Annotated in this window: 29 protein-coding genes; 10 read left to right on the top strand and 19 right to left on the bottom strand. The window is 43.5% G+C overall.

The features are described 5' to 3' along the window. Window positions 1-236: 236 nt before the first annotated feature. The 11 genes from bfr to fkpA all read right to left on the bottom strand — a co-directional run bounded on the left by bfr (window position 237) and on the right by fkpA (window position 8622). Window positions 237-713, bottom strand: coding sequence for a bacterioferritin (bfr, locus tag C9J12_RS07390; protein ID WP_107242128.1), 477 nt, complete (start codon window positions 711-713; stop codon window positions 237-239). A gap of 84 nt (window positions 714-797) precedes the next feature. Then, window positions 798-986: a bacterioferritin-associated ferredoxin gene (locus tag C9J12_RS07385; protein ID WP_107242127.1), complete on the bottom strand. Its 189-nt coding sequence runs from the start codon at window positions 984-986 to the stop codon at window positions 798-800. A gap of 242 nt (window positions 987-1228) precedes the next feature. Further along, the gene (gene tuf, locus C9J12_RS07380; protein WP_107242126.1) at window positions 1229-2413 is read right to left on the bottom strand and encodes an elongation factor Tu; all 1185 of its coding nucleotides are present in this window, start codon (window positions 2411-2413) and stop codon (window positions 1229-1231) included. Between the two features lie 101 nt (window positions 2414-2514). Continuing rightward, complete coding sequence (fusA, locus tag C9J12_RS07375; protein ID WP_107242125.1) at window positions 2515-4611, bottom strand: elongation factor G; 2097 nt, start codon at window positions 4609-4611, stop codon at window positions 2515-2517. 78 nt (window positions 4612-4689) lie between these two features. Further along, entirely contained in the window at window positions 4690-5160 is a 471-nt protein-coding gene (gene rpsG, locus C9J12_RS07370; RefSeq protein ID WP_107242124.1) for a 30S ribosomal protein S7, read from the bottom strand. 92 nt (window positions 5161-5252) lie between these two features. Beyond that, on the bottom strand, window positions 5253-5627 hold the full coding sequence (gene rpsL, locus C9J12_RS07365) for a 30S ribosomal protein S12 (protein WP_006233900.1): 375 nt from the start codon (window positions 5625-5627) through the stop codon (window positions 5253-5255). A 179-nt stretch (window positions 5628-5806) separates the two neighbouring features. After that, the gene (gene tusB / locus C9J12_RS07360) at window positions 5807-6100 is read right to left on the bottom strand and encodes a sulfurtransferase complex subunit TusB (protein WP_107242123.1); all 294 of its coding nucleotides are present in this window, start codon (window positions 6098-6100) and stop codon (window positions 5807-5809) included. A gap of 7 nt (window positions 6101-6107) precedes the next feature. After that, on the bottom strand, window positions 6108-6464 hold the full coding sequence (gene tusC, locus C9J12_RS07355) for a sulfurtransferase complex subunit TusC (protein ID WP_107242122.1): 357 nt from the start codon (window positions 6462-6464) through the stop codon (window positions 6108-6110). A gap of 37 nt (window positions 6465-6501) precedes the next feature. After that, window positions 6502-6894 carry a sulfurtransferase complex subunit TusD gene (gene tusD, locus C9J12_RS07350; RefSeq protein WP_107242121.1) on the bottom strand — a complete coding sequence of 131 codons (393 nt, stop codon included), beginning with the start codon at window positions 6892-6894 and terminating at the stop codon, window positions 6502-6504. Further along, window positions 6891-7580: a helix-turn-helix transcriptional regulator gene (locus tag C9J12_RS07345; protein WP_373456046.1), complete on the bottom strand. Its 690-nt coding sequence runs from the start codon at window positions 7578-7580 to the stop codon at window positions 6891-6893. The genes tusD and C9J12_RS07345 overlap by 4 nt, the downstream gene beginning before the upstream one ends. Before the next feature lie 223 nt (window positions 7581-7803). Beyond that, window positions 7804-8622 (bottom strand): FKBP-type peptidyl-prolyl cis-trans isomerase, encoded by an 819-nt coding sequence (fkpA, locus tag C9J12_RS07340; protein ID WP_107242120.1) that lies wholly within the window; start codon window positions 8620-8622, stop codon window positions 7804-7806. 180 nt (window positions 8623-8802) lie between these two features. On the opposite strand from fkpA, the gene C9J12_RS07335 reads away from it, so the two are divergent. Then, window positions 8803-9780 (top strand): WD40 repeat domain-containing protein, encoded by a 978-nt coding sequence (locus C9J12_RS07335; RefSeq protein WP_107242119.1) that lies wholly within the window; start codon window positions 8803-8805, stop codon window positions 9778-9780. A gap of 51 nt (window positions 9781-9831) precedes the next feature. After that, entirely contained in the window at window positions 9832-10053 is a 222-nt protein-coding gene (locus tag C9J12_RS07330) for a SlyX family protein (protein ID WP_107242118.1), read from the top strand. Between the two features lie 95 nt (window positions 10054-10148). Here C9J12_RS07330 and slyD read toward each other — a convergent pair whose 3' ends face one another. From slyD to kefG, 4 genes are all read right to left on the bottom strand, one after another. Beyond that, a complete protein-coding gene (gene slyD, locus C9J12_RS07325) occupies window positions 10149-10721 on the bottom strand; it encodes a peptidylprolyl isomerase (RefSeq protein ID WP_107242117.1) in 573 nt (190 codons plus the stop codon). A gap of 79 nt (window positions 10722-10800) precedes the next feature. Beyond that, window positions 10801-11010 (bottom strand): YheV family putative zinc ribbon protein, encoded by a 210-nt coding sequence (locus C9J12_RS07320; RefSeq protein ID WP_006233822.1) that lies wholly within the window; start codon window positions 11008-11010, stop codon window positions 10801-10803. 104 nt (window positions 11011-11114) lie between these two features. Continuing rightward, window positions 11115-12917 (bottom strand): glutathione-regulated potassium-efflux system protein KefB, encoded by a 1803-nt coding sequence (kefB, locus tag C9J12_RS07315; RefSeq protein ID WP_107242116.1) that lies wholly within the window; start codon window positions 12915-12917, stop codon window positions 11115-11117. After that, entirely contained in the window at window positions 12907-13506 is a 600-nt protein-coding gene (kefG, locus tag C9J12_RS07310; protein ID WP_107242115.1) for a glutathione-regulated potassium-efflux system ancillary protein KefG, read from the bottom strand. The genes kefB and kefG overlap by 11 nt, the downstream gene beginning before the upstream one ends. A gap of 242 nt (window positions 13507-13748) precedes the next feature. Between kefG and C9J12_RS07305 the strand changes: the two genes are divergently transcribed. Then, a complete protein-coding gene (locus tag C9J12_RS07305; RefSeq protein ID WP_107242114.1) occupies window positions 13749-15674 on the top strand; it encodes an ABC transporter ATP-binding protein in 1926 nt (641 codons plus the stop codon). After that, window positions 15661-16134, top strand: coding sequence for a TIGR02444 family protein (locus tag C9J12_RS07300; RefSeq protein WP_107242113.1), 474 nt, complete (start codon window positions 15661-15663; stop codon window positions 16132-16134). The genes C9J12_RS07305 and C9J12_RS07300 overlap by 14 nt, the downstream gene beginning before the upstream one ends. A 21-nt stretch (window positions 16135-16155) precedes the next feature. Here the strand turns inward: C9J12_RS07300 and C9J12_RS07295 are convergent, their stop codons facing one another. Next, window positions 16156-16755, bottom strand: a complete 600-nt coding sequence (locus C9J12_RS07295; protein WP_107242112.1) for a LysE family translocator — start codon at window positions 16753-16755, stop codon at window positions 16156-16158. Between the two features lie 147 nt (window positions 16756-16902). Between C9J12_RS07295 and C9J12_RS07290 the strand changes: the two genes are divergently transcribed. From C9J12_RS07290 to C9J12_RS07275, 4 genes are all read left to right on the top strand, one after another. Further along, entirely contained in the window at window positions 16903-18303 is a 1401-nt protein-coding gene (locus C9J12_RS07290; RefSeq protein WP_107242111.1) for an aminotransferase-like domain-containing protein, read from the top strand. 15 nt (window positions 18304-18318) lie between these two features. After that, entirely contained in the window at window positions 18319-19281 is a 963-nt protein-coding gene (locus C9J12_RS07285) for a hydrolase (RefSeq protein WP_107242110.1), read from the top strand. An 81-nt stretch (window positions 19282-19362) separates the two neighbouring features. Beyond that, window positions 19363-19578, top strand: coding sequence for a YheU family protein (locus C9J12_RS07280; RefSeq protein ID WP_107242109.1), 216 nt, complete (start codon window positions 19363-19365; stop codon window positions 19576-19578). Window positions 19579-19699: 121 nt separating this feature from the next. Further along, entirely contained in the window at window positions 19700-20569 is an 870-nt protein-coding gene (locus C9J12_RS07275) for a phosphoribulokinase (RefSeq protein WP_011217107.1), read from the top strand. A 76-nt stretch (window positions 20570-20645) separates the two neighbouring features. On the opposite strand, the gene C9J12_RS07270 is transcribed toward C9J12_RS07275, so the two are convergent. Then, window positions 20646-21050: an OsmC family protein gene (locus C9J12_RS07270; protein WP_107242108.1), complete on the bottom strand. Its 405-nt coding sequence runs from the start codon at window positions 21048-21050 to the stop codon at window positions 20646-20648. Between the two features lie 249 nt (window positions 21051-21299). Between C9J12_RS07270 and crp the strand changes: the two genes are divergently transcribed. Together crp and C9J12_RS07260 are read left to right on the top strand one after the other, a co-directional pair. After that, window positions 21300-21932, top strand: a complete 633-nt coding sequence (gene crp, locus C9J12_RS07265) for a cAMP-activated global transcriptional regulator CRP (protein ID WP_006233834.1) — start codon at window positions 21300-21302, stop codon at window positions 21930-21932. Window positions 21933-22180: 248 nt separating this feature from the next. Beyond that, window positions 22181-22369: a hypothetical protein gene (locus tag C9J12_RS07260; protein ID WP_107242107.1), complete on the top strand. Its 189-nt coding sequence runs from the start codon at window positions 22181-22183 to the stop codon at window positions 22367-22369. Between the two features lie 71 nt (window positions 22370-22440). Here C9J12_RS07260 and C9J12_RS07255 read toward each other — a convergent pair whose 3' ends face one another. Together C9J12_RS07255 and astD are read right to left on the bottom strand one after the other, a co-directional pair. Continuing rightward, entirely contained in the window at window positions 22441-23232 is a 792-nt protein-coding gene (locus C9J12_RS07255; RefSeq protein WP_107242106.1) for a DUF1338 domain-containing protein, read from the bottom strand. Window positions 23233-23319: 87 nt separating this feature from the next. Then, window positions 23320-24777: a succinylglutamate-semialdehyde dehydrogenase gene (gene astD, locus C9J12_RS07250; protein WP_107242105.1), complete on the bottom strand. Its 1458-nt coding sequence runs from the start codon at window positions 24775-24777 to the stop codon at window positions 23320-23322. Between the last annotated feature and the right edge of the window lie 86 nt (window positions 24778-24863).

The following is a 24863-nucleotide window of genomic DNA, read 5'->3' as shown; positions in this document are numbered from 1 at the left end:
ACTGCGAACATAAGTCAGAGTATACATTATTAAGTCATATATAGATGACTTCTTCCTCAATGCTTATTGGTTCACAACTGTCTTTATAAGGACAGTGCGGTGCATTATACAGATCACACTTTAGAGTGCAAGCCCCGTTCGTAAAATAATCAAACAGGAGTGCTAAATAATAATTGATACCCATAATGGAATACCTAAAGCCGCCTCACCCTTACCGTATTCCATTGATATATAGGTTAATCTTCATCGACAATTTGAGCCTGATTGTAGTTTGCGATACCCATCTTATCTATCAAGCCCAATTGAGTTTCCAACCAATCGACATGTTCTTCTTCTTCTTCCAAGATATCTTGAAATAAATCACGAGAAACATAATCTCGAACTTCTTCAGAATAAGCAATTGCATCACGTAGATCGGGAATGGCTGCCATTTCTAACGCTAAATCAGATTCAATCATTTCTTGAGTATCTTCACCGATGTTCAACTTTCCTAAATCTTGTAAATTAGGGAGCCCTTCTAAAAACAAAATACGTTCAATTAAATGATCAGCGTGTTTCATCTCATCAATTGATTCATGGTATTCCTTATCAGCAAGGTGTTTTAATCCCCAGTCTTTATACATTCTGGCATGTAAGAAATACTGGTTTATCGCAACAAGCTCATTACCTAATATTTTATTTAAGTGTTGAATAATTTTGGGATCGGCTTTCATTGGAAGGCACTCCTCTGTCGGTTCATCTAAGAATAGAACCGATTTTAAGGGTGTCAAAGATAGCGGGGTGGCTACTAAGGGGGACTAACTGGCTTTTTCAAAGCTTATCGCTATTGTTTTTTCGATAATATTTTTCGCTTGTCGAATACATTTACCACATTGAGAGCCTAATGATGTAATTTCTCGAATGCTTCGTATATCACTGACTTTGTTCTGCTGGGTTAATCTTATGATTTTTTTATCGGAAATACCAAAGCATAAACAAACGTACATCGTGGTCTCACATAGTAATTAATCACGCAAAGAATATAAACGAGAATCGTTTGCATTTCCATTCAAAATACAAGAAATAGATAGATGATTTGGTTATTGAAAATAATTATTCGAGAGCATTTTAGAATAAGATTTAAATTCAGCAACTTAGACAGCGAAGATCTTTACAGAGAAATGAGTGAAATTTAGGCATTAAAAAAGGGAGCCTAAGCTCCCTTTTTGCGTTGTTCAATTATTGCAAATTAAGCAATGATTGTTGCAACAACACCAGCACCTACAGTACGGCCACCTTCACGGATAGCAAAACGTAGACCTTCATCCATCGCGATAGGAGCGATTAGAGTAACAGTCATAGCAATGTTATCACCAGGCATTACCATCTCAACGCCTTCTGGCAATTGAATAGTACCCGTTACGTCCGTTGTACGGAAGTAGAACTGTGGACGGTAACCTTTGAAGAAAGGAGTGTGACGACCGCCTTCATCTTTAGAAAGAACATAGATTTCTGAAGTGAAAGTAGTGTGTGGAGTGATTGAACCAGGCTTAGCAAGAACTTGACCACGTTCAACGTCATCACGCTTAGTACCACGTAGAAGAACACCAACGTTCTCACCAGCACGGCCTTCGTCAAGAAGCTTACGGAACATTTCAACACCAGTACATGTAGTAGTGGTAGTCTCTTTGATACCGATGATTGCAACTTCTTCACCAACACGTACGATACCTTGCTCAATACGACCAGTTACAACTGTACCACGGCCTTGAATTGAGAAAACATCTTCGATTGGAAGGATGAATGGAAGATCGATTGCACGCTCTGGCTCTGGGATGTAGTTATCTAGAGCTTCAGCTAGTTCAACGATTTTCTCTTCCCACTGAGCTTCACCGTTAAGTGCGCCTAGTGCAGAACCCATGATTACTGGGCAGTCATCGCCTGGGTAATCGTATTCAGAAAGAAGTTCACGAACTTCCATTTCTACTAGTTCTAGTAGCTCTTCATCATCAACCATGTCACATTTGTTCATGAATACGATGATGTAAGGAATACCAACCTGGCGACCAAGAAGGATGTGCTCACGTGTTTGTGGCATAGGACCATCAGTTGCAGCAACAACTAGGATACCACCATCCATTTGAGCAGCACCAGTGATCATGTTTTTAACATAATCGGCGTGTCCAGGACAGTCAACGTGTGCATAGTGACGAATAGGAGTATCGTATTCTACGTGAGACGTAGAAATTGTGATACCGCGCTCACGCTCTTCTGGAGCATTATCGATAGAAGCGAAGTCTTTTGCATTACCACCGTACACTTTTGCAAGTGTAGTACAGATAGCAGCAGTTAGAGTTGTTTTACCGTGATCGACGTGGCCGATTGTACCAACGTTAACATGCGGTTTTAGACGTTCAAATTTTTCTTTAGACACGATCGTGTTCCTTCCTAGTTAAGATACGCCCCCTACTAGGTTAGGGGACGCGTCCGAAGTTTGTATTTTATGCGTCTACAACTGCAGACGCAATATTGAAATTATGTTCGCTCTGCGATTATACGATTAGCAACATTCTTTGGTACTTCAGCATATTCACTAAATTCCATAGAATAAGACGCACGGCCTTGTGTTGCTGAACGTAAATCAGTTGCGTAACCGAACATTTCAGAAAGAGGTACTTGGGCACGAAGAATCTTAAGATTCGCCGGGCCATCATCCATACCTTCGATCATGCCGCGGCGACGATTAATGTCACCTACAACATCACCCATCCAATCTTCAGGTGTAGTTACTTCAACTTTCATCATTGGTTCAAGGATCACAGGGTTTGCATTTAATGCACCATCTCTGAAGGCCATAGAACCAGCAATTTGAAACGCAATTTCGCTAGAATCAACATCATGGTAAGAACCATCGAAGAGTGTCGCTTTGACATCAAGAATAGGGAAGCCCGCAAGCACACCGCTATTCATTTGCTCTTCAACGCCTTTCGCTACTGCGCCAATAAATTCTTTTGGTACAGAACCGCCCACGATTTCATCAACGAAAACAAAACCTTCATCAGGTTCTGCCGGTTCGATCTTCAGCCAAACATGTCCAAACTGACCGCGTCCACCAGATTGACGTATGAACTTGCCTTCAGATTTAGTTGTACCACGAATTGTTTCACGGTATGCAACTTGAGGGTTACCCACGTTGCAATCAACACTGAATTCACGTTTCATACGGTCAACAATGATATCAAGGTGAAGCTCACCCATACCAGAGATTAAAGTCTGGCCTGATTCATTATCGGTTTCCACTCGGAAAGATGGATCTTCTGCCGCTAGTTTACCTAGTGCAATCCCCATCTTATCTTGATCAGCTTGAGATCTTGGCTCAACCGCAATCTGGATTACTGGTACAGGAAATTCCATGCGCTCTAAAATAATTTTATTATTTAAATCACACAGAGTATCGCCAGTAGTCACGCTTTTAAGGCCAATTGCTGCAGCGATATCGCCAGAGCGAACTTCTTTGACCTCTTCACGTTTGTTTGCGTGCATCTGAACGATGCGACCTAAACGTTCACGTTTTTCTTTTACAGAGTTGTAGACAGTCTCACCAGATTTTACAACACCTGAGTAAACACGCATAAATGTCAATGTACCTACGAACGGGTCAGTTGCGATTTTAAACGCAAGGGCTGAAAACGGTTCATCATCATCAGAATGACGCTCTGCAGCATTACCCAGCTCGTCTTCACCAGTGATAGCTTTCACTTCAGTTGGTGAAGGTAAGAAATCAATAACAGCATCTAGCACAGCTTGAACACCTTGGTTCTTAAATGCTGAGCCACACGTTGCCAGTACGATTTCATTATTCAATGTACGTTGACGAAGACCTGCCTTGATTTCTTCTTCAGACAGCTCACCTTCTTCAAGGTATTTTTCCATTAGTTCGTCATTTGCTTCTGCAGCCGACTCAACTAAGTTCATGCGCCATTCATCAGCCAGGTCTTGCATATCTGCTGGAATGTCTTCATAGGTAAAAGTCATACCTTGATCTTCAGAAGACCAATTAATAGCCTTCATCTTGAGCAGGTCGATTACACCTTTAAATTCTTCTTCAGCACCAAGACTAAGCTGGATTGGTACTGGGTTCGCACCAAGACGGGTTTTGATCTGGTCAACAACACGAAGGAAGTCAGCACCAGCACGGTCCATCTTGTTTACGAAAACCATACGTGGCACTTCGTATTTATCAGCTTGACGCCACACAGTCTCAGACTGAGGCTCAACGCCTGAAGAACCACAGAAAACGACAACAGCACCATCGAGTACACGTAGAGAACGTTCAACTTCGATAGTGAAGTCAACGTGTCCAGGGGTATCAATGATGTTAATGCGATGCTCTGGAAACTGGGCTTCCATACCACGCCAAAACGTAGTAGTAGCAGCAGAAGTGATAGTTATACCACGCTCTTGCTCCTGTTCCATCCAGTCCATTGTAGCAGCGCCATCGTGCACTTCACCGATCTTGTGAGATAGGCCTGTATAAAACAGAATACGTTCGGTAGTCGTTGTTTTACCAGCGTCAACATGAGCACAAATACCAATATTACGGTATCGCTCGATAGGTGTTTTACGAGACACGGTTGTATCCTCTTACTAAGGGGGACCTTAGAGTATGGTTTAGATGCAACAGGAAACGCCTGCTGCATCCATTCGCTATTACCAGCGGTAGTGTGCGAATGCTTTGTTCGCATCTGCCATGCGGTGAACGTCTTCACGTTTCTTAACAGCAGTACCTTTGTTGTCAGCCGCATCAAGCATTTCGCCTGCAAGACGCTGAGCCATAGATTTTTCACCACGCTTACGCGCAGCTTCAACTAACCAACGCATAGCTAGTGCATTACGACGTACTGGACGTACTTCTACAGGCACCTGGTAAGTTGAACCACCCACACGGCGAGATTTAACTTCTACCGCTGGACGTACATTTTCAAGAGCTTTTTCGAATACTGATAAACAGTCTTCACCAGAACGCTCAGTCATAGTATCTAGTGCAGTGTAAACAATTTTTTCTGCAGTAGATTTCTTTCCGTCAACCATTAGGATGTTAACGAATTTTGCCAGCAAATCAGATCCGAACTTAGGGTCAGATAGAATTTTACGCTGGCCGATTACGCGACGACGTGGCATGGATATATCTCCGTTGTCTTCTTCAGGTTATCCAAAACTTTTCAGTTTTTTCAAATTTAATTTAAATGTTTGGCCTTACTTAACGGAATCCATTAAGACTTAGGACGCTTAACACCGTACTTAGAACGACCTTTCTTACGGCCATTTACGCCTGCACAGTCAAGTGCACCACGAACGGTGTGGTAACGCACACCGGGTAAATCTTTAACACGACCACCACGGATAAGAACAACTGAGTGCTCCTGAAGGTTGTGACCTTCGCCGCCGATGTATGAAGTAACTTCAAAGCCGTTAGTTAAACGAACACGACATACTTTACGTAATGCTGAGTTCGGTTTTTTAGGTGTAGTAGTGTAAACACGAGTACATACACCACGCTTTTGCGGGCACGCTGCTAGTGCAGGCACGTTGCTTTTTACAACTTGCTTTACACGTGGCTTGCGAACCAGCTGGTTAATAGTTGCCATTAAATAGCTCCTGAAATATTACTTTCGTAAAGTGTGAAAAATCTGCCTCCCAACAACAGGAGGACGCGAAATTTTAGGCGTCGCACATTAGGGTGTCAAGATGTATACAACGATCAATCAGGTGATCATTTCTTAAACAATCATGAAAATTGACAGTTCACCCGATCTAAAGCGGGATTTCACTCCCATTTCATCTGTGCTTCATGTTGAACAGACAAAGAAACAAACCCTGAATAATCAATAACTTCAAAATATTCATCAACTTTATCTACAATTCCTCTCGCCATGAGATCTTCTTTCAGTAAATATATTTTTACACCTGAAATTTTTATTGTTTTAGACCAAATATTTTCTCGTAATCCGGCAAAAACTGCATCTTGAAGCAATAAAATCTCATCATCTTGGCTTATATAGCGTAGACAGCTTTGCAAAGACTGGGTATGAAAAGGTGATGTGGTGACGGTATGAAGCATAAAACCCTCAGAAACTTAGAACACGGTGACAATGCTGTAATTTTGTTTTTATGCCAATTTCATCTAAGACAGTAATGTCGATAATGAAATCATTTTTAGTTAACCCACGCATATTCATTGAATCTTGGCAGACGTAAATATTATCAATGTCGTATAGCTCAAGCATTTTAAACGTCGCAATATAATCACGCGACAAAACAAGAGCAGGCTGCTGATTTTTTACTAATTGAAATACACCATCATCCATAAAAAATAAATGCAGGTCTTCACTGTAAGCCGATGTCGCCAATACCGCATCTAACCCTTCTCGACCGTTAGTTACGCCGTGAGGTGCAGTTCGAAATACAAAGCCTAATGGTTTCATGTTGCTCTCTTAAAATGCAGCTTAAACAAAGTTTTATTTAGAATTGAATAATCCGATCTGCAGTTAACATCGCTTCAGCTAACCCACCTAATCCAGCCTGTTCAAAGCCTGTTGCTAGGTTATCTGCTGATAACATGTTTTGTGCTGCTTCTTGCTTACCGACAACACCACGGCGTAATGCCGCAGCTACGCACGTTTGTAATTCAATTGAATGCGTTATTGAAAGTTGTTGCCAAGCGGCCACAAGATCAAATTCATCTGAGGCGGGTACCGTCAACGCTGAGCCATTTTGTACCCCCTCTTGGTAAAAGAAGATACGCGATAACTGATGGCCCTGCGCTAATAGTGCCAAGGCAAATTGGTAAGCTGAACGTGCTGCTTGTGTACCATAAACCGGCCCAGTAACCACCAACACGTAATTCAATGTCATTTTTCGCCATCCTCAGTCTTACGCTGGCGAATATATAAATACACAGTGTGCTTAGAGATATTCAGACGATCGGCAACACGGTTAATCGCGTCTTTAATATCGAAGATACCTTTATCATAGAGATCCATCACTATCTGACGGTTCTTGGCATTATTTGAAACACTTTTATCAGCGTTAATTTCTTCGATTGTACGCTCTACGGTTTGATCGACTAATTCATCTACATCACTTGCAAAGTTAACCGTTGATGCAGCTTGTTTTGCTTCATCTGTTGGCATAAATGATTGCAGAATCTGAGAAAAAGGAGCATCTAAATTAACGTTGATACATAACAGCCCAATGATACGGTCTTCACCATTGCGAATCGCAATAGTGATGGACTTCATTAAATCGCCACCTTTTGCCCGTGTAAAATAAGCACGCGAGAAATTACGTTCTGATCCTTCAATATCACGCAGCATGCGTAATGCTAGATCAGTAATTGGCGAACCGACTTTACGCCCCGTATTTTCACCGTTAGCAATTTTGATTGCAGAGGTATTGAGATCGTCCAAAGAGTGCAAAACAATTTCACAAAAAGGCCCGATCAAGGCTGCAAGACCGTCAACAACGGCTTCGTATGAACGCAAAATGATGTAGTCATGCTCAGTAAAAGTGCGCGTTTCCACTAAGTCATGTTCAATCATGACTTCAGAGCCAAAGTTATCTGTAGATGCCACTGCTAGTTCTTCCATTGCAAATATCCATTACATTCATAATCAGCCTAATGTGCATTAAGAGATAATCAATAGAATGGACATAAAATCAAATCCTGTTAGTAAGTTTATCAGAATATATATAAAAAAAGACCCGACATGAGTCGGGTCTTATCAAACTATATGCTAATAAAATTAGCTTTGATTGCACAAATTATTGCGTTTCAAGCTCTGTAGCTGGTTTATCTGCTTTAACAATCTGCAATAATTCAACTTCAAAAACTAAAGTAGAGTTTGCTGGAATGCTTGGGTTTGCTTGTGAGCCATATGCTAATTCAGGCGGGATAACAAACTTAAACTTAGAACCAACAGGCATTAATTGAACACCTTCAGTCCAACCAGGAATCACCTGATTCAGCGGGAACGTTGCTGGTTGATTACGCTTGTATGAGCTATCAAATTCAGTACCGTCAGTTAATGTACCTTTGTAATGAACTTGAACAGTATCTGTTGCTGCAGGTTTCTCGCCTTCAGCTGACTTTTCTACTTGGTATAGTAGACCTGATTCAGTCTTTGCTACGCCTTCTTGTTTTTCAAACTCTGCACGGAACTCTTCACCCGCTTTAATGCTTTGCTCTGATTCTACTTTTGCTTTCTCGGCAACAATATCAGATACACGCTTATCAAGATCTTGAAGCGCTTGTTGTGTTTCTTCTGGCGTCATACGGCTCTTATTAGCGAATACATCACTCACACCAGCAAGTACATCATCACTATTTAGCTCTAAACCAAGCTCTTTCTGCTGGTCTAAATTAGCTGATAAGTATTGTGCAAGTGATGCACCAATAGCATATGCTGATTTTTGATCTTCAGATGCAAACGCTTCTGTAGCTTTCTCAGAGGTTGCTTCAGCTGCTACCTGCTCTACTTTTGCAGGCTCTGCAGGTGTTGTTTCCGTCGTTTTTTCATCTTGGCAGCCAACAGCTAATAAAATAGTTGCAGCCAAAAGAGACATCTTTAGAACAGGTTTCATGTATTTCTCCGTCATTCGATGAGGCTTACCCTCATTTCTCGCTTTGCCTTTCACTGTAGATGTGAAAAACTTGCCATATTAATATACTAATACCAATCTGATTAAATTGCTGCTTAGTCAGTACGTTAATCAAATAATATTTTCTTACATGATAATAAAGTGAACCGGAACCAGACCTTAATGCGCAAAGTATTCCCTATAGTAGGCTTCATTTTGGCACTCACATCACTTAGTGGCTGTTTTTTTTCATCGTCAGAAGTTAACCGTTGGGTATTAGCTTCTGGTGGCGCCACCAGCTTTAGCCTCAGTCGTGATGGTCGCTTCGCTTTATTACACTCAACTAAACAAGGTATCTTGCTATGGGACTTACAGCAAAACAAAAAGTTAGCTGATTTTGGTTCTCAAGACCCACATCACAATACCGTCATTTCTAGTAGTATTTCTGATAACAACCGATTCGCCATTACTGCCACAGCCCAAAACTTTGCAGTATGGGATTTAGCGTGGGGAAAATCTGACGGGTTATGGTCTCTTTCCGATGGCGTTATTCGTGATGTTGATATCGCTAACAATGGTCAGCATGTTGTATTGGCTTTATCTAACGGTAAAGCCTTATACATCGACTTGGGCACTGGGCGACGCTTAGAGTTCCTTGCTCATCAAGAAAAAGTGAACTCAGTCGCGATTTCTGCCAATGGGCAATATGTTCTATCAGGCGGAAATGACTATTTTGCTTACCTATGGGATACCCGTTCAGGGCAGATCATTCATACCTTTGAGCATACTTCACGAATAAATCGAGTCGCCCTTCAGCGTGATGGTAAATTAGCGATGACGGCAGATGGGGGGAATGATATTTTTATTTGGGATTTGCAAACAGGGAAGAAACAAACAGCGCTTTCCATTCATTTACGTCAACAAAATTTATCCAGCGCGCGCTTTTCTGATGATGGAACAATGTTAGCAACTGGCACCCCTTCTCGCAGGGTGGAACTTTGGGATACCACAACAGGCAAGAACATAGGCCGATGGGAAGCGGCACCACTACAAGATGCTCGACCACCGTCAGCAGTGGTGTATGATGTTGCTATTACGCCTTCAGGGCTGGTAGTCTCTGGTACATCAGCTGGTATTGCCCAAACCTGGACAACAGATTAAATCCCATCAGAGTATTCTCTGAACGGTATAACATTTTTGGTACCTAACCTCATGACTGATATTGAAAAACTACAAGCTCAAGTTGACGAGCTAGAAATGAAGCAATCTTTTCAAGAACAAACAATCGATGATCTTAATGAAGCACTCACGGATCAACAATTTCAATTTGATAAAATGCAGGTTCAGCTTAAATTCTTAGTGGGTAAGGTTAAAGGCTTTCAGTCATCAAATATGGCCGAAGAATCGGAAGAGACTCCACCGCCACACTATTAAGTATTCTCGTAAACCAAATTCAAATAAAAAAACGGGAAGCAAGTGCTTCCCGTTTTTTGTTATTCATTAAGAGTAATACTTACTAAATAAAGATATTAGTGAGAACAGCCACAGCCGCCTTTTTCTTCGCCGCCACAGCAGCCTTCTTCTTTGTCTTCAGCGTGGTCGTGATCGCCACAGCTACCACCGCCACAACAACCACCACCTTGGTGAATGTGACCGTGTTCAATTTCTTCTTCCGTTGCAGCGCGAACAGCAACAACTTCAGCAGTGAAAGTCAGTGTTTGACCTGCAAGCATGTGGTTACCATCAACAACAACTTCGTCGCCATCAACTTCAGTTACTTCAACAGGAATTGGTCCCTGATCAGTATCAGCTAGGAAACGCATACCAACAGTAATTTCATCAACGCCTTGGAATACGTTTGCAGGTACACGTTGTACCATTTCATCTTCGTGTTCACCGTATGCATCTTCAGGAGCAACAGTTACTTCAAATTTGTCGCCAGCTTCACGACCTTCCAATGCTTTTTCTAAGCCAACGATTAGGTTGTCATGGCCGTGTAGGTAATCAAGTGGTGCTTCAACAGTTGACTGATCAACTACAGCGCCTTCTTCAGTTATTACTTGATATGCCAAGCTTACTACGATGTCTTTAGCGACTTTCATGTTTACTCCGAAAATTTGAGCTAGGTGTTAAGGCTGCATGATACCGAATTCTTGTACCAAGATGCTAATCATAAGCGATCTATTCAGGTTTAAAAATACCGATAACCTGCTGGCCCTTATCTTCAGCAAGGTGTTCACTTTGCTCTACAGACTTAGGAAGACGACGATCTACGTGATGACACTCTACGCATTCGACAATCTCAATTTCATTTTCTTTCCACCAGCGTAAGGTATCTTGCTTGCTACAAGCAGGACATACCGCACCAGCAATAAATCTTTTCTTTGCCATACTACTCATCCCTTTATTGCACGCGTCCCTTTACTACAACTTGCTGAATAACAACGATTCTGCATTGAGTATGATGTGTGCCTTGTTATAAACCCAGCAACATATCAATCCCAGCCATTGTGTCTATCTCGCTCACCACGCATCTCTCGGTCAAAAATTTCTTCGAGCTCTTTGCGGGCTTCTTTGGAACGAGAAGCAAGATGAACATCTTCCGAATGCTGCGGCAATAAATCTCGTAATGCCGTAGTGTCTAGTTTACGGAAGTGTGCTTCAGCGCGCTTGGCTTTGTATGGGTGCATGCCTAAAGATATGAGGGCTTGTCGACCTAAATCAAGAGCACCAGCAAAAGTTTCACGCGAGAAGTTATCAACCCCATGACTCAATAACTGGTGCGCCTCTACCCGGCTGCGTGCACGCGCCAGTACTTTCAGCTTTGGAAAATGCTGCTGGCAAAGGGTAACGACTTCCATCACTTCATCGGGTTCATCAGTACAAATTATAATGGCTTCTGCTTTATCAGCCCCTGCTGCCCGTAATAGATCCAGCTGAGTTGCATCGCCATAATACACCTTGTAGCCAAACTTACGTAAAAACTGAATTTGGCTAGGATCACGCTCTAATACCGTGACGCGTATTTTATTGGCAAATAATAGACGCCCTACCACCTGACCAAAACGGCCAAAGCCTGTAATGATCACTCGTGGCTCACGATCAATCACATCGCTTTCTAAAGCTTCATCTTCTGATTTAAAGGTATGAATAAACCAACGGTCTTGCAGTAAGAGAATTAAAGGCGTTGTCATCATTGAAATACTAACAACCACTAATAGGAATGATGACAACTGCGTCCCTAATAATCCTTCACCTTGAGCGGCGGTAAATAAGACAAACGCAAATTCACCACCTTGACTTAAAATTGCTGCCATCTGACTACGCGATTTAGCCCGAATACCGAATAGTCGAGCTAACCCATACAAGAGTAAACCTTTCACTATTACTAAGGCAGCAACTGCAGCTAATATTTGTAAAGGGAACTCGAATAACAGCCCCAAATTAACCGCCATACCGACAGAGATAAAAAACAGCCCCAGCAATAACCCTTTGAACGGTTCGATCGCAATTTCTAATTCATGACGGTATTCACTTTCAGCCAATAACACCCCGGCTAAAAATGCCCCTAGTGCCATGGATAGCCCTAGAGACTGCATACCTAATGCAATACCAATAACCAGCAAGAGTGCCGCGACATTAAACAGTTCACGTACCCCGCTAAGCACTACCCAGCGAAATAATGGGCGCAGTAAAAAATGACCGCCTACCAATAAAGCCGCAATGCCACCGATCATCCAAGCAAAATCAAGCCAACTGCCCCCTCCGCCTCCCGCTAAAATAGGTAACACCGCCAGCATGGGGATAACAGCAATATCTTGGAATAATAAGACGGAAAAGCTAGATTGACCGGTTTCGCTACCGTCGAGATTTTTCTCTTCAATAACCCGTAATGCAATCGCAGTAGAAGAAAGAGCCAATCCCATACCTATTACCAATGCATCTCGCCAAGTAATAGAAGGCATCATGCTACTGCAGGCCATAACAATGCCCGCAATCACCAAACTCGTCACCAATACTTGCCCGCCACCGAGCCCTAATATTGGGTTTCGCATCTGCCAAAGCTTTTTGGGGTTAAGCTCTAAACCAATCAAGAACAGCAGCAATACGACACCAAATTCAGAAAAATGCAGAATCGCTTCAACATCAGAAATTAGCCCTAACCCCCAAGGGCCAATCGCAATACCCGCGATGAGATAACCTAAGACTGAACCTAACCCTAAACGCTGAGCAATGGGCACGGCGACGACTGCCGCCGCAAGGAAAACAACCGTGACAGATAACACATCATTCGCCATTGTTTTTCTCCTTTCCTTTGCTATCAACGAATTGGGCTTGCTCGTTATCCACTAACGGATGCTTTAGCCACTCTCGATAATCGATGCAATGCTGCTGGCGCTCTTCAAGCGGTATGCGCCTAGCCCAGTGTAAAATCAACGGCTCTATCCATGTCATTTGGCACAAATCAGCCGTTAGCTCGAACGGTCGTAAAATTTCAGCAATGCTGCAACGGTTATAGCCATCAGGGGTATACGCTTCTGCCGCACCACCGGTTGTGACCACTGAACGCCAATATTTCCCTTTGGTAGATACCCCTTCGCCATGAGCAAAACCTTTGCTTAGCACAACATCAATCCATTCTTTCAATAAAGAAGGGCAAGAATACATATAAAGAGGATGTTGGAAGACAATGATGTCGTGTTGCTCAAGCAGCTGGTGCTCGAAAACCACATCAATAAAGAAATCAGGATAAGCGGCATACAAATCATGGACAGTAACATGCTGCAAGTTGGCAATACTTGCCAGCATCTCTTGATTCGCCACCGACTCTTGTGGATCTGGATGCGCATAAATCACCAGAATTTTTGGCTGTCCTTGTGTGGTCATAACGTCCCTTGCTACATCCTTGAATAAAAGTGTTCTTCTATATAGCCAAAATATTCTTAACTAATATGCACATAATACATAATTATGACTTGTACGGGATATTGATCGTGAGATTGCCCAAGACTTCTGACTTGATTTGACCGCATAATTATTACGGTGTTAGCAGTCAATCGCGGTTTGGTATAGACTGCCGCTAATTTCGAGCACTTTTTTTTGCGGAGCGGGCTACCCCGACACTATCGATGATTACCTTTTCGGACATGCAACTTTTACGAGGCGGTAAAGTCCTTCTCGATAACGCCACGGCGACGATTCATCCCGGTGACAAAGTCGGACTAGTCGGGAAAAACGGCTGTGGTAAATCCACCTTATTTGCTTTATTAAAAAATGAATTGAGTTTAGATGCCGGTAATTGCCAATTTCCATCTAACTGGGAATTAGCCTGGGTAGCACAGGAAACACCAGCACTTGAGCGCAATGCGATTGACTACGTGATTGATGGTGATCGTGAATATCGTCAACTTGAACGTGAACTAGCCGCCGCTGAAGAAAGTAATAACGGCATTAAAGTGGCCGAACTCCATGCCAAATTAGATACCATTGGCGGCTATACGATCAATGCGCGCGCGTCTGAATTACTCGACGGCCTAGGGTTTTCCCAAGAACAAATGCAATGGCACCTAACCCAGTTTTCGGGTGGTTGGCGTATGCGTTTGAACCTAGCGCAAGCGCTGTTATGTCGCTCCGATCTTCTCCTGCTCGATGAACCGACTAACCACTTAGATCTTGATGCCGTTATGTGGCTAGAAAAATGGTTACAAAGCTACCGTGGCACCTTACTACTGATTTCTCATGACCGTGATTTTCTTGACCCTGTGATTAATCGTATTGTTCATGTAGAGAACCAAACGCTAAACAGTTACACCGGTAACTATTCATCGTTTGAAGTACAACGCGCAGAAAAGTTGGTGCTGCAACAAGCCATGTATCAGAAACAGCAGAAGCAAGTTTCTCACATGCAATCGTATATTGACCGCTTCCGTTACAAAGCGAGCAAAGCGCGCCAAGCACAAAGTCGAATTAAAGCGCTCGACCGAATGGAAAAAGTGTTACCAGCTCAGCTTGATAATCCATTTTTGTTTGAATTCCGAGAGCCACAAGCGTTACCGAATCCGATTTTAATGATGGACCAAGTCGCTGCGGGTTATAGCAACAACCTTATCTTAGAAAAAATCCGCCTGAACCTCGTACCAGGTAGTCGTATTGGCTTATTAGGGCGTAACGGTGCCGGTAAATCGACTCTGATTAAATTGTTATCGGGTGAGCTTCCAGCACAAGCAGGCGATTTAACCTATTCACAAGGTGTGAAGATTGGTTACTTTGCTCAGCACCAACTAGAAACGCTGCGCCTTGACGATACGCCATTGCAGCATTTAGCCCGACTGGCACCGCAATCTACCGAACAACAGCTACGTGATTACCTCGGTAGCTTTGGTTTCAACGGTGAGAAAGCCCTTGATAAAGTCGGACCTTTTTCTGGTGGCGAGAAAGCACGTTTGGTATTAGCTTTACTTGTATGGCAACGCCCTAACCTATTGCTACTCGATGAACCAACCAACCATCTTGATTTGGATATGCGCCAAGCCTTAACATTTGCGCTGCAATCTTATGAAGGCGCGATGGTTATCGTTAGTCACGACCGTTACCTATTACGTGCGACAACGGATGATCTGTATCTGGTACATGATCGCCAAGTAACGCCATTTGATGGTGACCTATCGGATTACCATAAATGGTTAACCGAACAGCAACGTAATGAGCGCCGAGAATTACAAGCTGCGAAACCTGACGTTGGCAAAGAAAACAGTGCCGCATCACGTAAAGAGCAGAAGCGATTAGAAGCCGAGTTACGTAAGCAAACGGCACCACTACGAAAAAAAATCACGCAACTTGATAAGCAGATGGAAAAGCTCAGCGCTGACATTAGCGATGCTGAAGAGAAGCTAGCTGATTCAACTATTTATGAAGCAGATAATAAAGCCCTACTGCACAAGCAACTTAAACGTCAAGGTGATGCTAAATCAACATTAGAAGATGTTGAGATGGAGTGGATGGATCTGCAAGAAGAGCTTGAAGCAATGGAAGCAACGCTGAATGCAGAAAGTTGATTCAGTGATGTTGAATTCGCAGGTTTTTTGGCAGTTCAGCCTGAGTCATTATACTCAGGCTGGGGTGCAGCCTGCATGTTTAACATTGCAAGATTCTTATCAGGGCAACGTCAATCTTGCCCTGCTATTTCATTGGCTTGATACGCAAAAGGTTCATCTAAGCGATGCCGAACTACACTCTCTAGTGGGAAGCGCGGTATCAAGTGATATTCGGTTGCACCAGTACCGAGCTATGCGTAGGCAGCTTAAATCGCAATTAGATCTTGCGGGTTATAAGCAATTACTAACGTTTGAGCTTGAACTGGAACAAGACCAACAGCGCATATTGGTCACCCAATTCAATCAATTTAACGTCTCACCACCAAAAGTAATCTCCCCTTCACTACTTACCAATAATTTAGCGCGTTACTGCCTGCAACTAAAAGCCACGGTATTACTCTCTAAACTCCAAGCCGCATAATCACTTCTCTACATAAACACCTTACCAAATCATCACCACACAGCTGGCCGTTAATATGCCCATAGCAATATTAAAAACACGGCGTGTTTGAGGGCTATTAAGCCATCTACCAATCAAAGTACCAAAGCTTGCCCAGATAGACACACTAGGAAAGCATACCAAGAAAAAAATCACCGCAACCAAACCCGCGGATTGCCAATAATACTCGCCCGCCATGGTAAAGGTACTGATAGCCGTTACCGACATCATCCATGCTTTTGGGTTTACATACTGAAACATCGCCGCAGCCATAAATGTCATGGGTTCACCATCTTGCTGATCCGTTCGAATGCTTGATTTTGCTGATGCAATTTTCCACGCGAGATATAACAAGTACGCGCTACCAGCCCAACGCAAGATTTCATGCAAAATAGGAAAGCGGGTAAACATAACGCCGAGCCCAGCCGCAACCAATACAATCATCGAAACCAAACCTGAGCCGATTCCCATCATATGCGGTAACGTGCGCCAGTAACCAAAATTAGCCCCCGATGCCGTTACCATCAAATTGTTCGGACCAGGTGTACCGGTCATCGTTGCCGCAAAAGCCGCTAAAGACATAATAAATTGCCATTCCAACATCACTGTCACCCTCCTGATTCATGACTCATTACCAACCCATGCAAATTGTACCGATACAATTTGTCTGGGTTTTGTATTTTGATTGTTTTTCATGCACAATCAACCCTAACAGTTGGCTTAGCAGTGATCAAAAGGTTTATTGTCACCATGACAATTATGAATATTGTATTAGTACCCAATACCAGTGAGCACAAAAGTGATCCTATCTACCGCCAAGTTGCCGATGCAATTGCACAGCAAATTGACTCAGGGCAATTACAAGCTGGTAGTAAATTACCCACCCATCGCGCATTAGCGGATCAGCTAGCTGTTACTGTCGGTACGGTTACCCGTGCTTATGCAGAGGCTGAACGACGAGGTCTGATCGAAGCACGTATAGGCGCAGGCACTTATGTGTGTCAGGCGAATCAGCCAAGCTGGGTTTACAACTATTCAGAACAAGAAGAAGAGGAATGTAATTTCGGCTACAACATTCCCCCACGCCTTGATCGTTCAGATATGCTCAAACAAGCGATGGCAAATATCGCCGCGCATCCTGAGCAGCTGAATCAAATGATGTTGTATCAAGATCCTCAGGGGTTAACCGAGCACCGTGACATTGTGTGTAATTGGTTACAGCAGAAAGGATTTGAACTTGACCCACAACGTGTACATTTTACATCAGGCGGGCAACATGCAGCCCAATTAGTACTCGCAGCCTTTTGTCGTAGTGGTGATACGGTATTGGTTGAGCACGTTTCATATCCTGGGTTTTTAAGCTTGGCACGCCAGCAACAAATATCAATAAAACCTGTCGAAATGGACGAAGAAGGGCTCATACCTGCAAGCTTAGAAGCCGCTTGCCGTTTGTATCAACCTCGTATTATCTACAGCACCCCAACCTTACAAAACCCAACAACAGTAACGATGGGCGAGCAACGCCGCCAAGACATCCTCGCGATCTGCCAACAGCACCAAGTATTATTTGTTGAAGACGACGTGAATGGGCTATTGCCGACTGAGCGCCCCACACCAATGGTGAACATCGATTCAGAGCAAGTGATCCATATTGGTGGGCTATCTAAATGTTTAGCACCAGGATTACGCCTTGGTTATATTCAAGTACCCACTCGATTACAAAAACGCTTAAACGCAGCCTTACATAATCACAGCTTAATGATCAGCCCTTTGCTGACGGGCATCGCCTGTGAGTTGATTATTAGCGGGGATGCTGATCGTATCTTGCATCAAATACGTACTGATATTACTCAGCGTCAGCAACTCGTGGCTCAACACCTTGGACGCTTCGATATTCAACATAGCCCTCACAGCTTTCATGTGTGGCTGACATTGCCCGACTATTGGCTCTTAAGTGACTTTGTTCAAGCAGCTAATCAGCAAGGTGTCGTGGTGAAATCAGGAGAATTATTCTCACCACCAGGCAGTACCATTCCGCCAGCGATTAGACTTGCCATTAGTGCACCGTATACGCATAGGAAGTTGGAGCAAGGGTTGCTTATACTTTCTGAGTTACTTGAAAAAGATCCCATACACGATTTCACGCTCTGATAAGCGGAGAACCCTATGCCTTTTAAGCCAGCGAGCGGTCTCAAGAACGCGCACCTTCAAACCCTATTGCCGCGTTTTATTCGCCGCAAGCCATTGTTTACGCCCGTTACTCAGCGGCTCGAAACACCCGATGGGGACTTTTTGGATTTAGCATGGACAGAGCAACCCAATAACGATCACCAGCAGCCCTTAATGATCCTTTTTCATGGTTTGGAGGGTAGTTTCTGTAGTCCGTATGCCAATGGTTTATTGCACGCTGCAAAACAACAAAATTGGCTAGGGGTAATGATGCACTTTCGGGGTTGCAGTGGTGAGATTAATCGTCAGCCTCGTAGTTATCATTCAGGTGAGATCAATGACGCCACATTTTTTATCCAATGGCTAAAACAACAATTTCCTAACCGACCCTTTTTTGCCGTTGGGATCTCGCTAGGTGGCAATATGCTGGTGAACTATTTAGCCGCCAAAGGTGACCAATCTGGACTCACAGCTGCACAAGTTATTTCACCGCCATTAAATTTAGCGTCATGTTCAGAACGAATCCAACAAGGGTTTTCTAAGGTTTATCAGCAATATTTATTAAATTCGATGAAAAAAAATCTAATCAAAAAGATTACGAACCTACCCGATGAAATGCCGATTGGTCCACAACAAGTCGAAAAAATTCAGTCGTTATGGCAATTTGATGAACTGGTCACCGCCCCTTTGCATGGTTTTAAAGATGCGGCTGATTACTATCAACAATGCAGTGGTATTGATAAATTACAACACGTCAAAATTCCGCTGCGTGTTATTCACGCCAAAGACGACCCTTTCATGACCGAAGCGGTTATTCCGGCACAACCACTGCCTTCTCACGTGGATTACCACTTAACGCCTAATGGTGGGCATGTTGGCTTTGTGTCTGGTTCGTGGCGAAATCCTGATTTTTGGTTAGAAAAAACAGTGCCTGAATGGTTTCATCGACATATAAGCTAAAACCTAGCGCTGAAGCCTAACAGCTGACTGAAACAACTGATAAAATAGTCAGCTTAAATCACCTTCTCTTTTGTGCGCATTATGATTATACCTTGGCAAGACCTTACCCCAGAGACACTTACTAGCTTGATTGAACATTTTGTTCTACGTGAAGGCACTGATTACGGTGATAATGAACTCACCATGGAGCAAAAAGTACAGCATGTTCGCCAGCAATTAGATGCGGGGGATATCGTGATAGTATTCTCTGAATTGCATGAATCTGTCGATATTAAATTACGTAGCGAACTGGGGTAATCATTAACAACTCAAGATATGCGACTGATAGCAGTTTCAATATTTGAGAACGACTTTATCTTGACCTAGACTTAACACCCTGTTAATAACTTGTAGCGTAATCTTAACGACAGGATATTTCATGTCTGCAAAACACCCCATTATTGCAGTGACAGGGTCGTCTGGTGCGGGAACCACCACCACCTCTGAAGCTTTTCGTAAAATGTTCAATATGATGAACATCAATGCCTCGTGGCTTGAAGGCGACAGCTTCCATCGTTATACCCGTCCAGAAATGGATGTTGAAATTCGCAAAGCGAAAGAGCAAGGTCGTCATATCAGTTACTTTGGTCCTGAGGCCAACGACTTTCCGCAACTCGAAAAATTCTTTCGCCAATATGGCGATGATGGTAGCGGTCAGTTCCGACGTTACTTGCACACATTCGATGAAGCCGTACCATACAATCAAATGCCGGGCTCCTTTACCCCATGGCAAAAGCTACCTGAAAATACCGATGTCTTATTCTATGAAGGTTTACACGGTGGTGTGGTTGATGGTGAGGTAAATGCGGCTGAACACGTTGATTTGCTAATCGGCATGGTACCGATTGTAAACTTAGAGTGGATTCAAAAAATCGTTCGCGATACCCGTGATCGCGGTCATTCACGTGAAGCCGTAATGGAATCAATCGTCAGATCAATGGACGACTATCTTAATTACATCACGCCGCAATTCTCTCGTACTCACATTAACTTTCAGCGCGTCCCTACTGTAGACACATCAAACCCATTTAGCGCCAAGGGAATACCTAGCTTAGATGAAAGTTTTGTGGTGATCCGATTCCGTGGTATCGAAAATGTCGATTTCCCTTATTTACTGTCGATGATTCAAGGCTCATTCATGTCACGCCACAATACTTTGGTTGTGCCTGGCGGAAAGATGAGCTTTGCGATGGAGCTTATTGTTCGTCCACTCATCCAGCAACTGATTGATACCGGCAAAGTCGGTTAAACAAAGTCAGTAAAACCTGACAAGCAGTAAAAGCTAAAAATGAGTAACGGTACTATCAGTCCGTTACTCGATTTTTTTAGGCGTTAACGACCTCATAGGAATGGGTTAATTCAACCCCTTTCCCTAACATTAAGCACACTGAGCAATACTTTTCTAATGAATCACTAACCGCTTTAGCCACCAGCGATTCATCCAAATCATAGCCTGTTACGACAAAATGCAAATTTGCACCGGTAAATAATTTAGGTGATTGCTCTCGGCGTTCGGCGTCAATTTGTGCTTCACAGGCTGTGATTTTTTGTCCCGCAGATTTTAATCCGTCGACGACATCTACCGAGCTACATCCACCAGCAGCCATCAAAACGAGTTCCATTGGGCTTGGTGCTTTTTCGCCACCATTACCGTCCATCACAACACTATGACCCGAATTTGATTGAGCAAGAAAAGTCATTCCTTCTACCCATTTCACGCGTGATTTCATCGCATTCTCCAATTAACTAATGACTGTGTGATCATGTGCACACTTATGAGTACCAAATGACGGCTCCAGATAGATCAATATCAAGAAATGCCCGTCGAAAAAAGATAAACTCAAGGGTAATTATTCAGGTTAGCTTGCAGCACAGCGGCTGAATGAATATCCTAATCAGCGAACAATACTATTGTTAGGCCCACCGTCAAACTATAGGGATGTCGTTGTTGGGCAACAAACGCAGAGGAAGTTAGTAATATGGTACCAGGTAAACCTCAAACAGATCCTACTCTAGAGTGGTTTCTTTCCCATTGCCACATCCACAAGTACCCTTCAAAAAGTACTTTGATTCATGCTGGCGAAAAAGCAGAAACGCTTTATTACATCGTGAAAGGCTCTGTTGCCGTATTGATTAAAGATGAAGAAGGTAAAGAAATGATCCTTTCTTACCTTAATCAAGGTGACTTCATTGGTGAGCTTGGTCTATTTGAAGAAGACCAAGAACGTACTGCATGGGTACGTGCAAAATCACCTTGTGAAGTGGCTGAAATTTCTTTCAAGAAATTCCGTCAACTTATTCAGGTTAACCCTGACATTTTAATGCGTCTATCTTCTCAGATGGCAACTCGCTTACAAGTGACTAGCCAGAAAGTAGGTGACCTTGCATTCTTAGATGTTACAGGCCGTATCGCACAGACATTGCTAAACCTTGCTAAGCAGCCTGACGCGATGACTCACCCAGACGGTATGCAGATTAAGATCACTCGTCAAGAAATCGGCCAGATCGTTGGTTGTTCTCGTGAAACAGTCGGTCGTATTCTTAAGATGCTAGAAGAGCAGAACCTTATCTCTGCTCATGGTAAAACTATTGTTGTTTACGGCACTCGCTAAACATCCATAAATTACCTTTCTAATAAAGCCGCTTTGAGCGGCTTTTTTTATATCTCTGTTTGTTATATAGACTCACAGCACGGTAACTATTTCCCTTCCGACCCTAGTCCAATAACACCCTGCGATTAACACAATGCATGATTAATCCCTCAAAGGCATATTTTGTCGTTCTCATCACAATCAATTCACTTGCCATGCTCTGAAAGAGTGCTACATTATGCACATGCTTTTATATTGAGACGTCTGATATGGATATCGAACGCTTTGCGCCAAATACACACCTACCAACGCCCACTATCATTACTTCGTTTCCCACAACAGTTGAAATGACAGGGTTCAGTGATCAACGTCATTACCTCGAGCAACAAACCAATTTCAGCCGACGTCATCACAGCACCGATAACGGTGAGCTATGGGCAAATACCTTAGATAGCTAACATTAAAAAAGCAGCGACCAACGTCGCTGCTTAATCAATATTAATAATAACCACCGCTAACCAATTAGCGGTTAGTTGGTGCTCTCAAAAATCTTATCGGCAGAGGCTTCTACAAACCCACCGTATAGCTCGCCATCAACTTGCGGATAGCGCTTGGCAAACTCGTAAAAACCACCCGGAATGTGTTTTACACCATCAAGAAAACCCACTGCAACTTTATCTGCCATGGTCGATGACTGCTCTAACATCACTTCAGGATCGCCTTTCACTTCCCCACCAGATTCATTAATCGCAAAACCGTTATGACGCAGTAAATGATTAACATCACGTACTTCCGTAAATTGCTCAAGCTGATTAATGCTAACCGTAAAGTGATTGGCACCAAAACCATGCGCTGCCACCCACCCTGCATATTCACTTTCAGCCGCGAGCATCTCATACGTCTCAGAGTCGATATCCCATAACCGTCCACCATAGAGGAATGACGGATCACGCAATGCCGCTTCAGGCGCTTGGTCAACTAACTCGCGTAGTGCTTGCTGTAATTGCGCTGAACACTGCCCTACCATCAACTCACTAATAAACACCTTAGGGGCCGCTGGGTTGGGATGTTCAAAATGCTCGGCATACAGCTTCTTGGCTTCAAAGCGGTATTGACCACAAGGTTTGTAGCCAATAGCAATAAAAGGGGCCGCCAGTTTATCTAGCCCCACCTTAGGTAAGTTAAAGGTACGCAACGCAATATGATCATTGAGTAAAGGTTCATCTTCGGTCAATAGTGCATGTACTTGCTCTGCAGATGGACAAAGACGCTGGGTATAGTCTTGCCATAAGGCGTTAAACAATTGTTCCACTCTTTCCATGATGAATCCGTCCCGTTTGCTGAATTAGTATTGTGTTGATTAACGTGCAAGTTGATTACGGTGCCAATTTATTAAAGTGCAACTCGATTAAAGTGCAATACCTGGCGACAGTTGTGCCGGTAATTCTGTTTGCTCGCCTTCCATCGACGCCATAGGGTAAGCACAATAGTCTGCGGCATAATAAGCACTTGGGCGTAAATTACCTGACGCCCCAGGACCACCAAACGGTGCATCACCACTAGCGCCTGTAAGCTGACGATTTCGGTTCACAATGCCGGCGCGAATATTATCGATGAAATATTGCCACTCGCTATCATCCGTAGACACTAAACCGGCCGATAAACCATAACGCGTGTCGTTCGCTAGCTCTACGGCTTCAGGTAAGTCCTGATAACGCACAACTTGCAGTAATGGACCAAAATACTCTTCATCCGGTAGCTCAGCCACGTTACTGACTTCAATAATGGCAGGAGAGACGACCGCACCTTGCCCTCTTATCGCTTCTAGCAACACTTCAGCGCCAAGGCTTACAAGGTTGGCTTGTGCTGCGATAATACCGTCAGCTGCGCGTTCAGAGATTTGTGGCCCCATAAATGGCTGAGGTTCTGCGAATGGCCCGCCAATTCGAATTTTAGCAGTTGCTTCCACCAAGCGGTTTAAAATCGCATCGCCTTCAATGCCCTGCGGCAAGTACAAACGACGTGCACACGTACAACGTTGACCTGCACTAATAAACGCAGACTGAATAATCGTATAGACCGTGGCATCTAACTCACCATAAGACTTAGAAATAACCATCGGATTATTTCCACCCATTTCAAGGGCTAACATTTTGCCCGGTTGTCCTGCATATTGGCGGTGTAAAATATGTCCAGTATTGGCACTACCTGTAAACAATAGACCATCAATGCCTTTTGAGCCTGCAAGTGCTTCACCCGTAGGGCGTGCGCCTTGCACCATATTCAATACGCCTTTAGGTAACCCAGCCTGTTCCCACAGTTTCATGGTTTCTTGAGCCACTTTCGGGGTTAGCTCTGATGGTTTAAATACTACAGTATTGCCCGATAGCAACGCAGGAACGATATGACCATTCGGTAAATGACCAGGGAAGTTATAGGGTCCAAATACCGCCATAACCCCTAATGGACGATGACGTAGTACCGCAGCTGTACCTGCGATGTCTTTTTGTTTTTCACCCGTACGTTCATGGTAAGCACGTAACGAAATGGCAATTTTACCCACCATTGCACCGGCTTCAGTGCGGGTTTCCCATAATGGCTTACCCGTTTCTTCTGCAATGGTATAGGCGATGTGTTCACCATGTTCTTTAACCAATTCTGCAAATTTTTCGACGACAGCTTGGCGCTCTGATAAATCGGTTTTGCGCCATGTTGTTAATGCTTCACGGGCAGCACTGACCGCTTGTTCAACTTGCTCTGCAGTTGCAGCATCACCTTGCCAAATTTCTTCGCTGCTAAATGGGTTTAACGAATTCATCGCTTCGCCCTTGCCTGCTAACCAGTTTCCTGCAATCCATTGAGTCATGATGTTCTCCTGTATCTGCCCGTTATACTCATCTGAACAAGTATTCTTTCTTTAAATAACTGAATACTGTAGTCGCTGTTACCGCT

Origin of the sequence: Photobacterium frigidiphilum, assembly GCF_003025615.1 — a bacterium.
GTDB classification, from domain to species: Bacteria; Pseudomonadota; Gammaproteobacteria; order Enterobacterales; family Vibrionaceae; genus Photobacterium; species Photobacterium frigidiphilum.
The sequence above is the reverse complement of the archived record's forward strand: the minus strand, read 5'-3'. Positions and strand labels throughout refer to the sequence as shown.

Bases quoted from the DNA above. Each gene is read 5' to 3' on its own strand.
- C9J12_RS07295 (WP_107242112.1), bottom strand. From the start codon at position 16,755: ATGTTGGAATGGCAATTTATTATGTCTTTAGCGGCTTTTGCGGCAACG.
- rpsG (WP_107242124.1), bottom strand. From the start codon at position 5,160: ATGCCACGTCGTCGCGTAATCGGCCAGCGTAAAATTCTATCTGACCCT.
- C9J12_RS07320 (WP_006233822.1), bottom strand. From the start codon at position 11,010: ATGGCAAAGAAAAGATTTATTGCTGGTGCGGTATGTCCTGCTTGTAGC.
- crp (WP_006233834.1), top strand. From the start codon at position 21,300: ATGGTACCAGGTAAACCTCAAACAGATCCTACTCTAGAGTGGTTTCTT.
- kefB (WP_107242116.1), bottom strand. From the start codon at position 12,917: ATGGCGAATGATGTGTTATCTGTCACGGTTGTTTTCCTTGCGGCGGCA.
- C9J12_RS07275 (WP_011217107.1), top strand. From the start codon at position 19,700: ATGTCTGCAAAACACCCCATTATTGCAGTGACAGGGTCGTCTGGTGCG.
- C9J12_RS07280 (WP_107242109.1), top strand. From the start codon at position 19,363: ATGATTATACCTTGGCAAGACCTTACCCCAGAGACACTTACTAGCTTG.
- C9J12_RS07300 (WP_107242113.1), top strand. From the start codon at position 15,661: ATGCAGAAAGTTGATTCAGTGATGTTGAATTCGCAGGTTTTTTGGCAG.
- C9J12_RS07305 (WP_107242114.1), top strand. From the start codon at position 13,749: ATGATTACCTTTTCGGACATGCAACTTTTACGAGGCGGTAAAGTCCTT.
- C9J12_RS07330 (WP_107242118.1), top strand. From the start codon at position 9,832: ATGACTGATATTGAAAAACTACAAGCTCAAGTTGACGAGCTAGAAATG.
- C9J12_RS07335 (WP_107242119.1), top strand. From the start codon at position 8,803: ATGCGCAAAGTATTCCCTATAGTAGGCTTCATTTTGGCACTCACATCA.
- tusD (WP_107242121.1), bottom strand. From the start codon at position 6,894: ATGACATTGAATTACGTGTTGGTGGTTACTGGGCCGGTTTATGGTACA.
- kefG (WP_107242115.1), bottom strand. From the start codon at position 13,506: ATGACCACACAAGGACAGCCAAAAATTCTGGTGATTTATGCGCATCCA.
- rpsL (WP_006233900.1), bottom strand. From the start codon at position 5,627: ATGGCAACTATTAACCAGCTGGTTCGCAAGCCACGTGTAAAGCAAGTT.
- C9J12_RS07385 (WP_107242127.1), bottom strand. From the start codon at position 986: ATGTACGTTTGTTTATGCTTTGGTATTTCCGATAAAAAAATCATAAGA.
- fkpA (WP_107242120.1), bottom strand. From the start codon at position 8,622: ATGAAACCTGTTCTAAAGATGTCTCTTTTGGCTGCAACTATTTTATTA.
- C9J12_RS07285 (WP_107242110.1), top strand. From the start codon at position 18,319: ATGCCTTTTAAGCCAGCGAGCGGTCTCAAGAACGCGCACCTTCAAACC.
- tusB (WP_107242123.1), bottom strand. From the start codon at position 6,100: ATGCTTCATACCGTCACCACATCACCTTTTCATACCCAGTCTTTGCAA.
- C9J12_RS07345 (WP_373456046.1), bottom strand. From the start codon at position 7,580: ATGATTGAACATGACTTAGTGGAAACGCGCACTTTTACTGAGCATGAC.
- C9J12_RS07270 (WP_107242108.1), bottom strand. From the start codon at position 21,050: ATGAAATCACGCGTGAAATGGGTAGAAGGAATGACTTTTCTTGCTCAA.
- C9J12_RS07290 (WP_107242111.1), top strand. From the start codon at position 16,903: ATGACAATTATGAATATTGTATTAGTACCCAATACCAGTGAGCACAAA.
- bfr (WP_107242128.1), bottom strand. From the start codon at position 713: ATGAAAGCCGATCCCAAAATTATTCAACACTTAAATAAAATATTAGGT.
- C9J12_RS07255 (WP_107242106.1), bottom strand. From the start codon at position 23,232: ATGGAAAGAGTGGAACAATTGTTTAACGCCTTATGGCAAGACTATACC.
- tusC (WP_107242122.1), bottom strand. From the start codon at position 6,464: ATGAAACCATTAGGCTTTGTATTTCGAACTGCACCTCACGGCGTAACT.
- astD (WP_107242105.1), bottom strand. From the start codon at position 24,777: ATGACTCAATGGATTGCAGGAAACTGGTTAGCAGGCAAGGGCGAAGCG.
- C9J12_RS07260 (WP_107242107.1), top strand. From the start codon at position 22,181: ATGGATATCGAACGCTTTGCGCCAAATACACACCTACCAACGCCCACT.
- slyD (WP_107242117.1), bottom strand. From the start codon at position 10,721: ATGAAAGTCGCTAAAGACATCGTAGTAAGCTTGGCATATCAAGTAATA.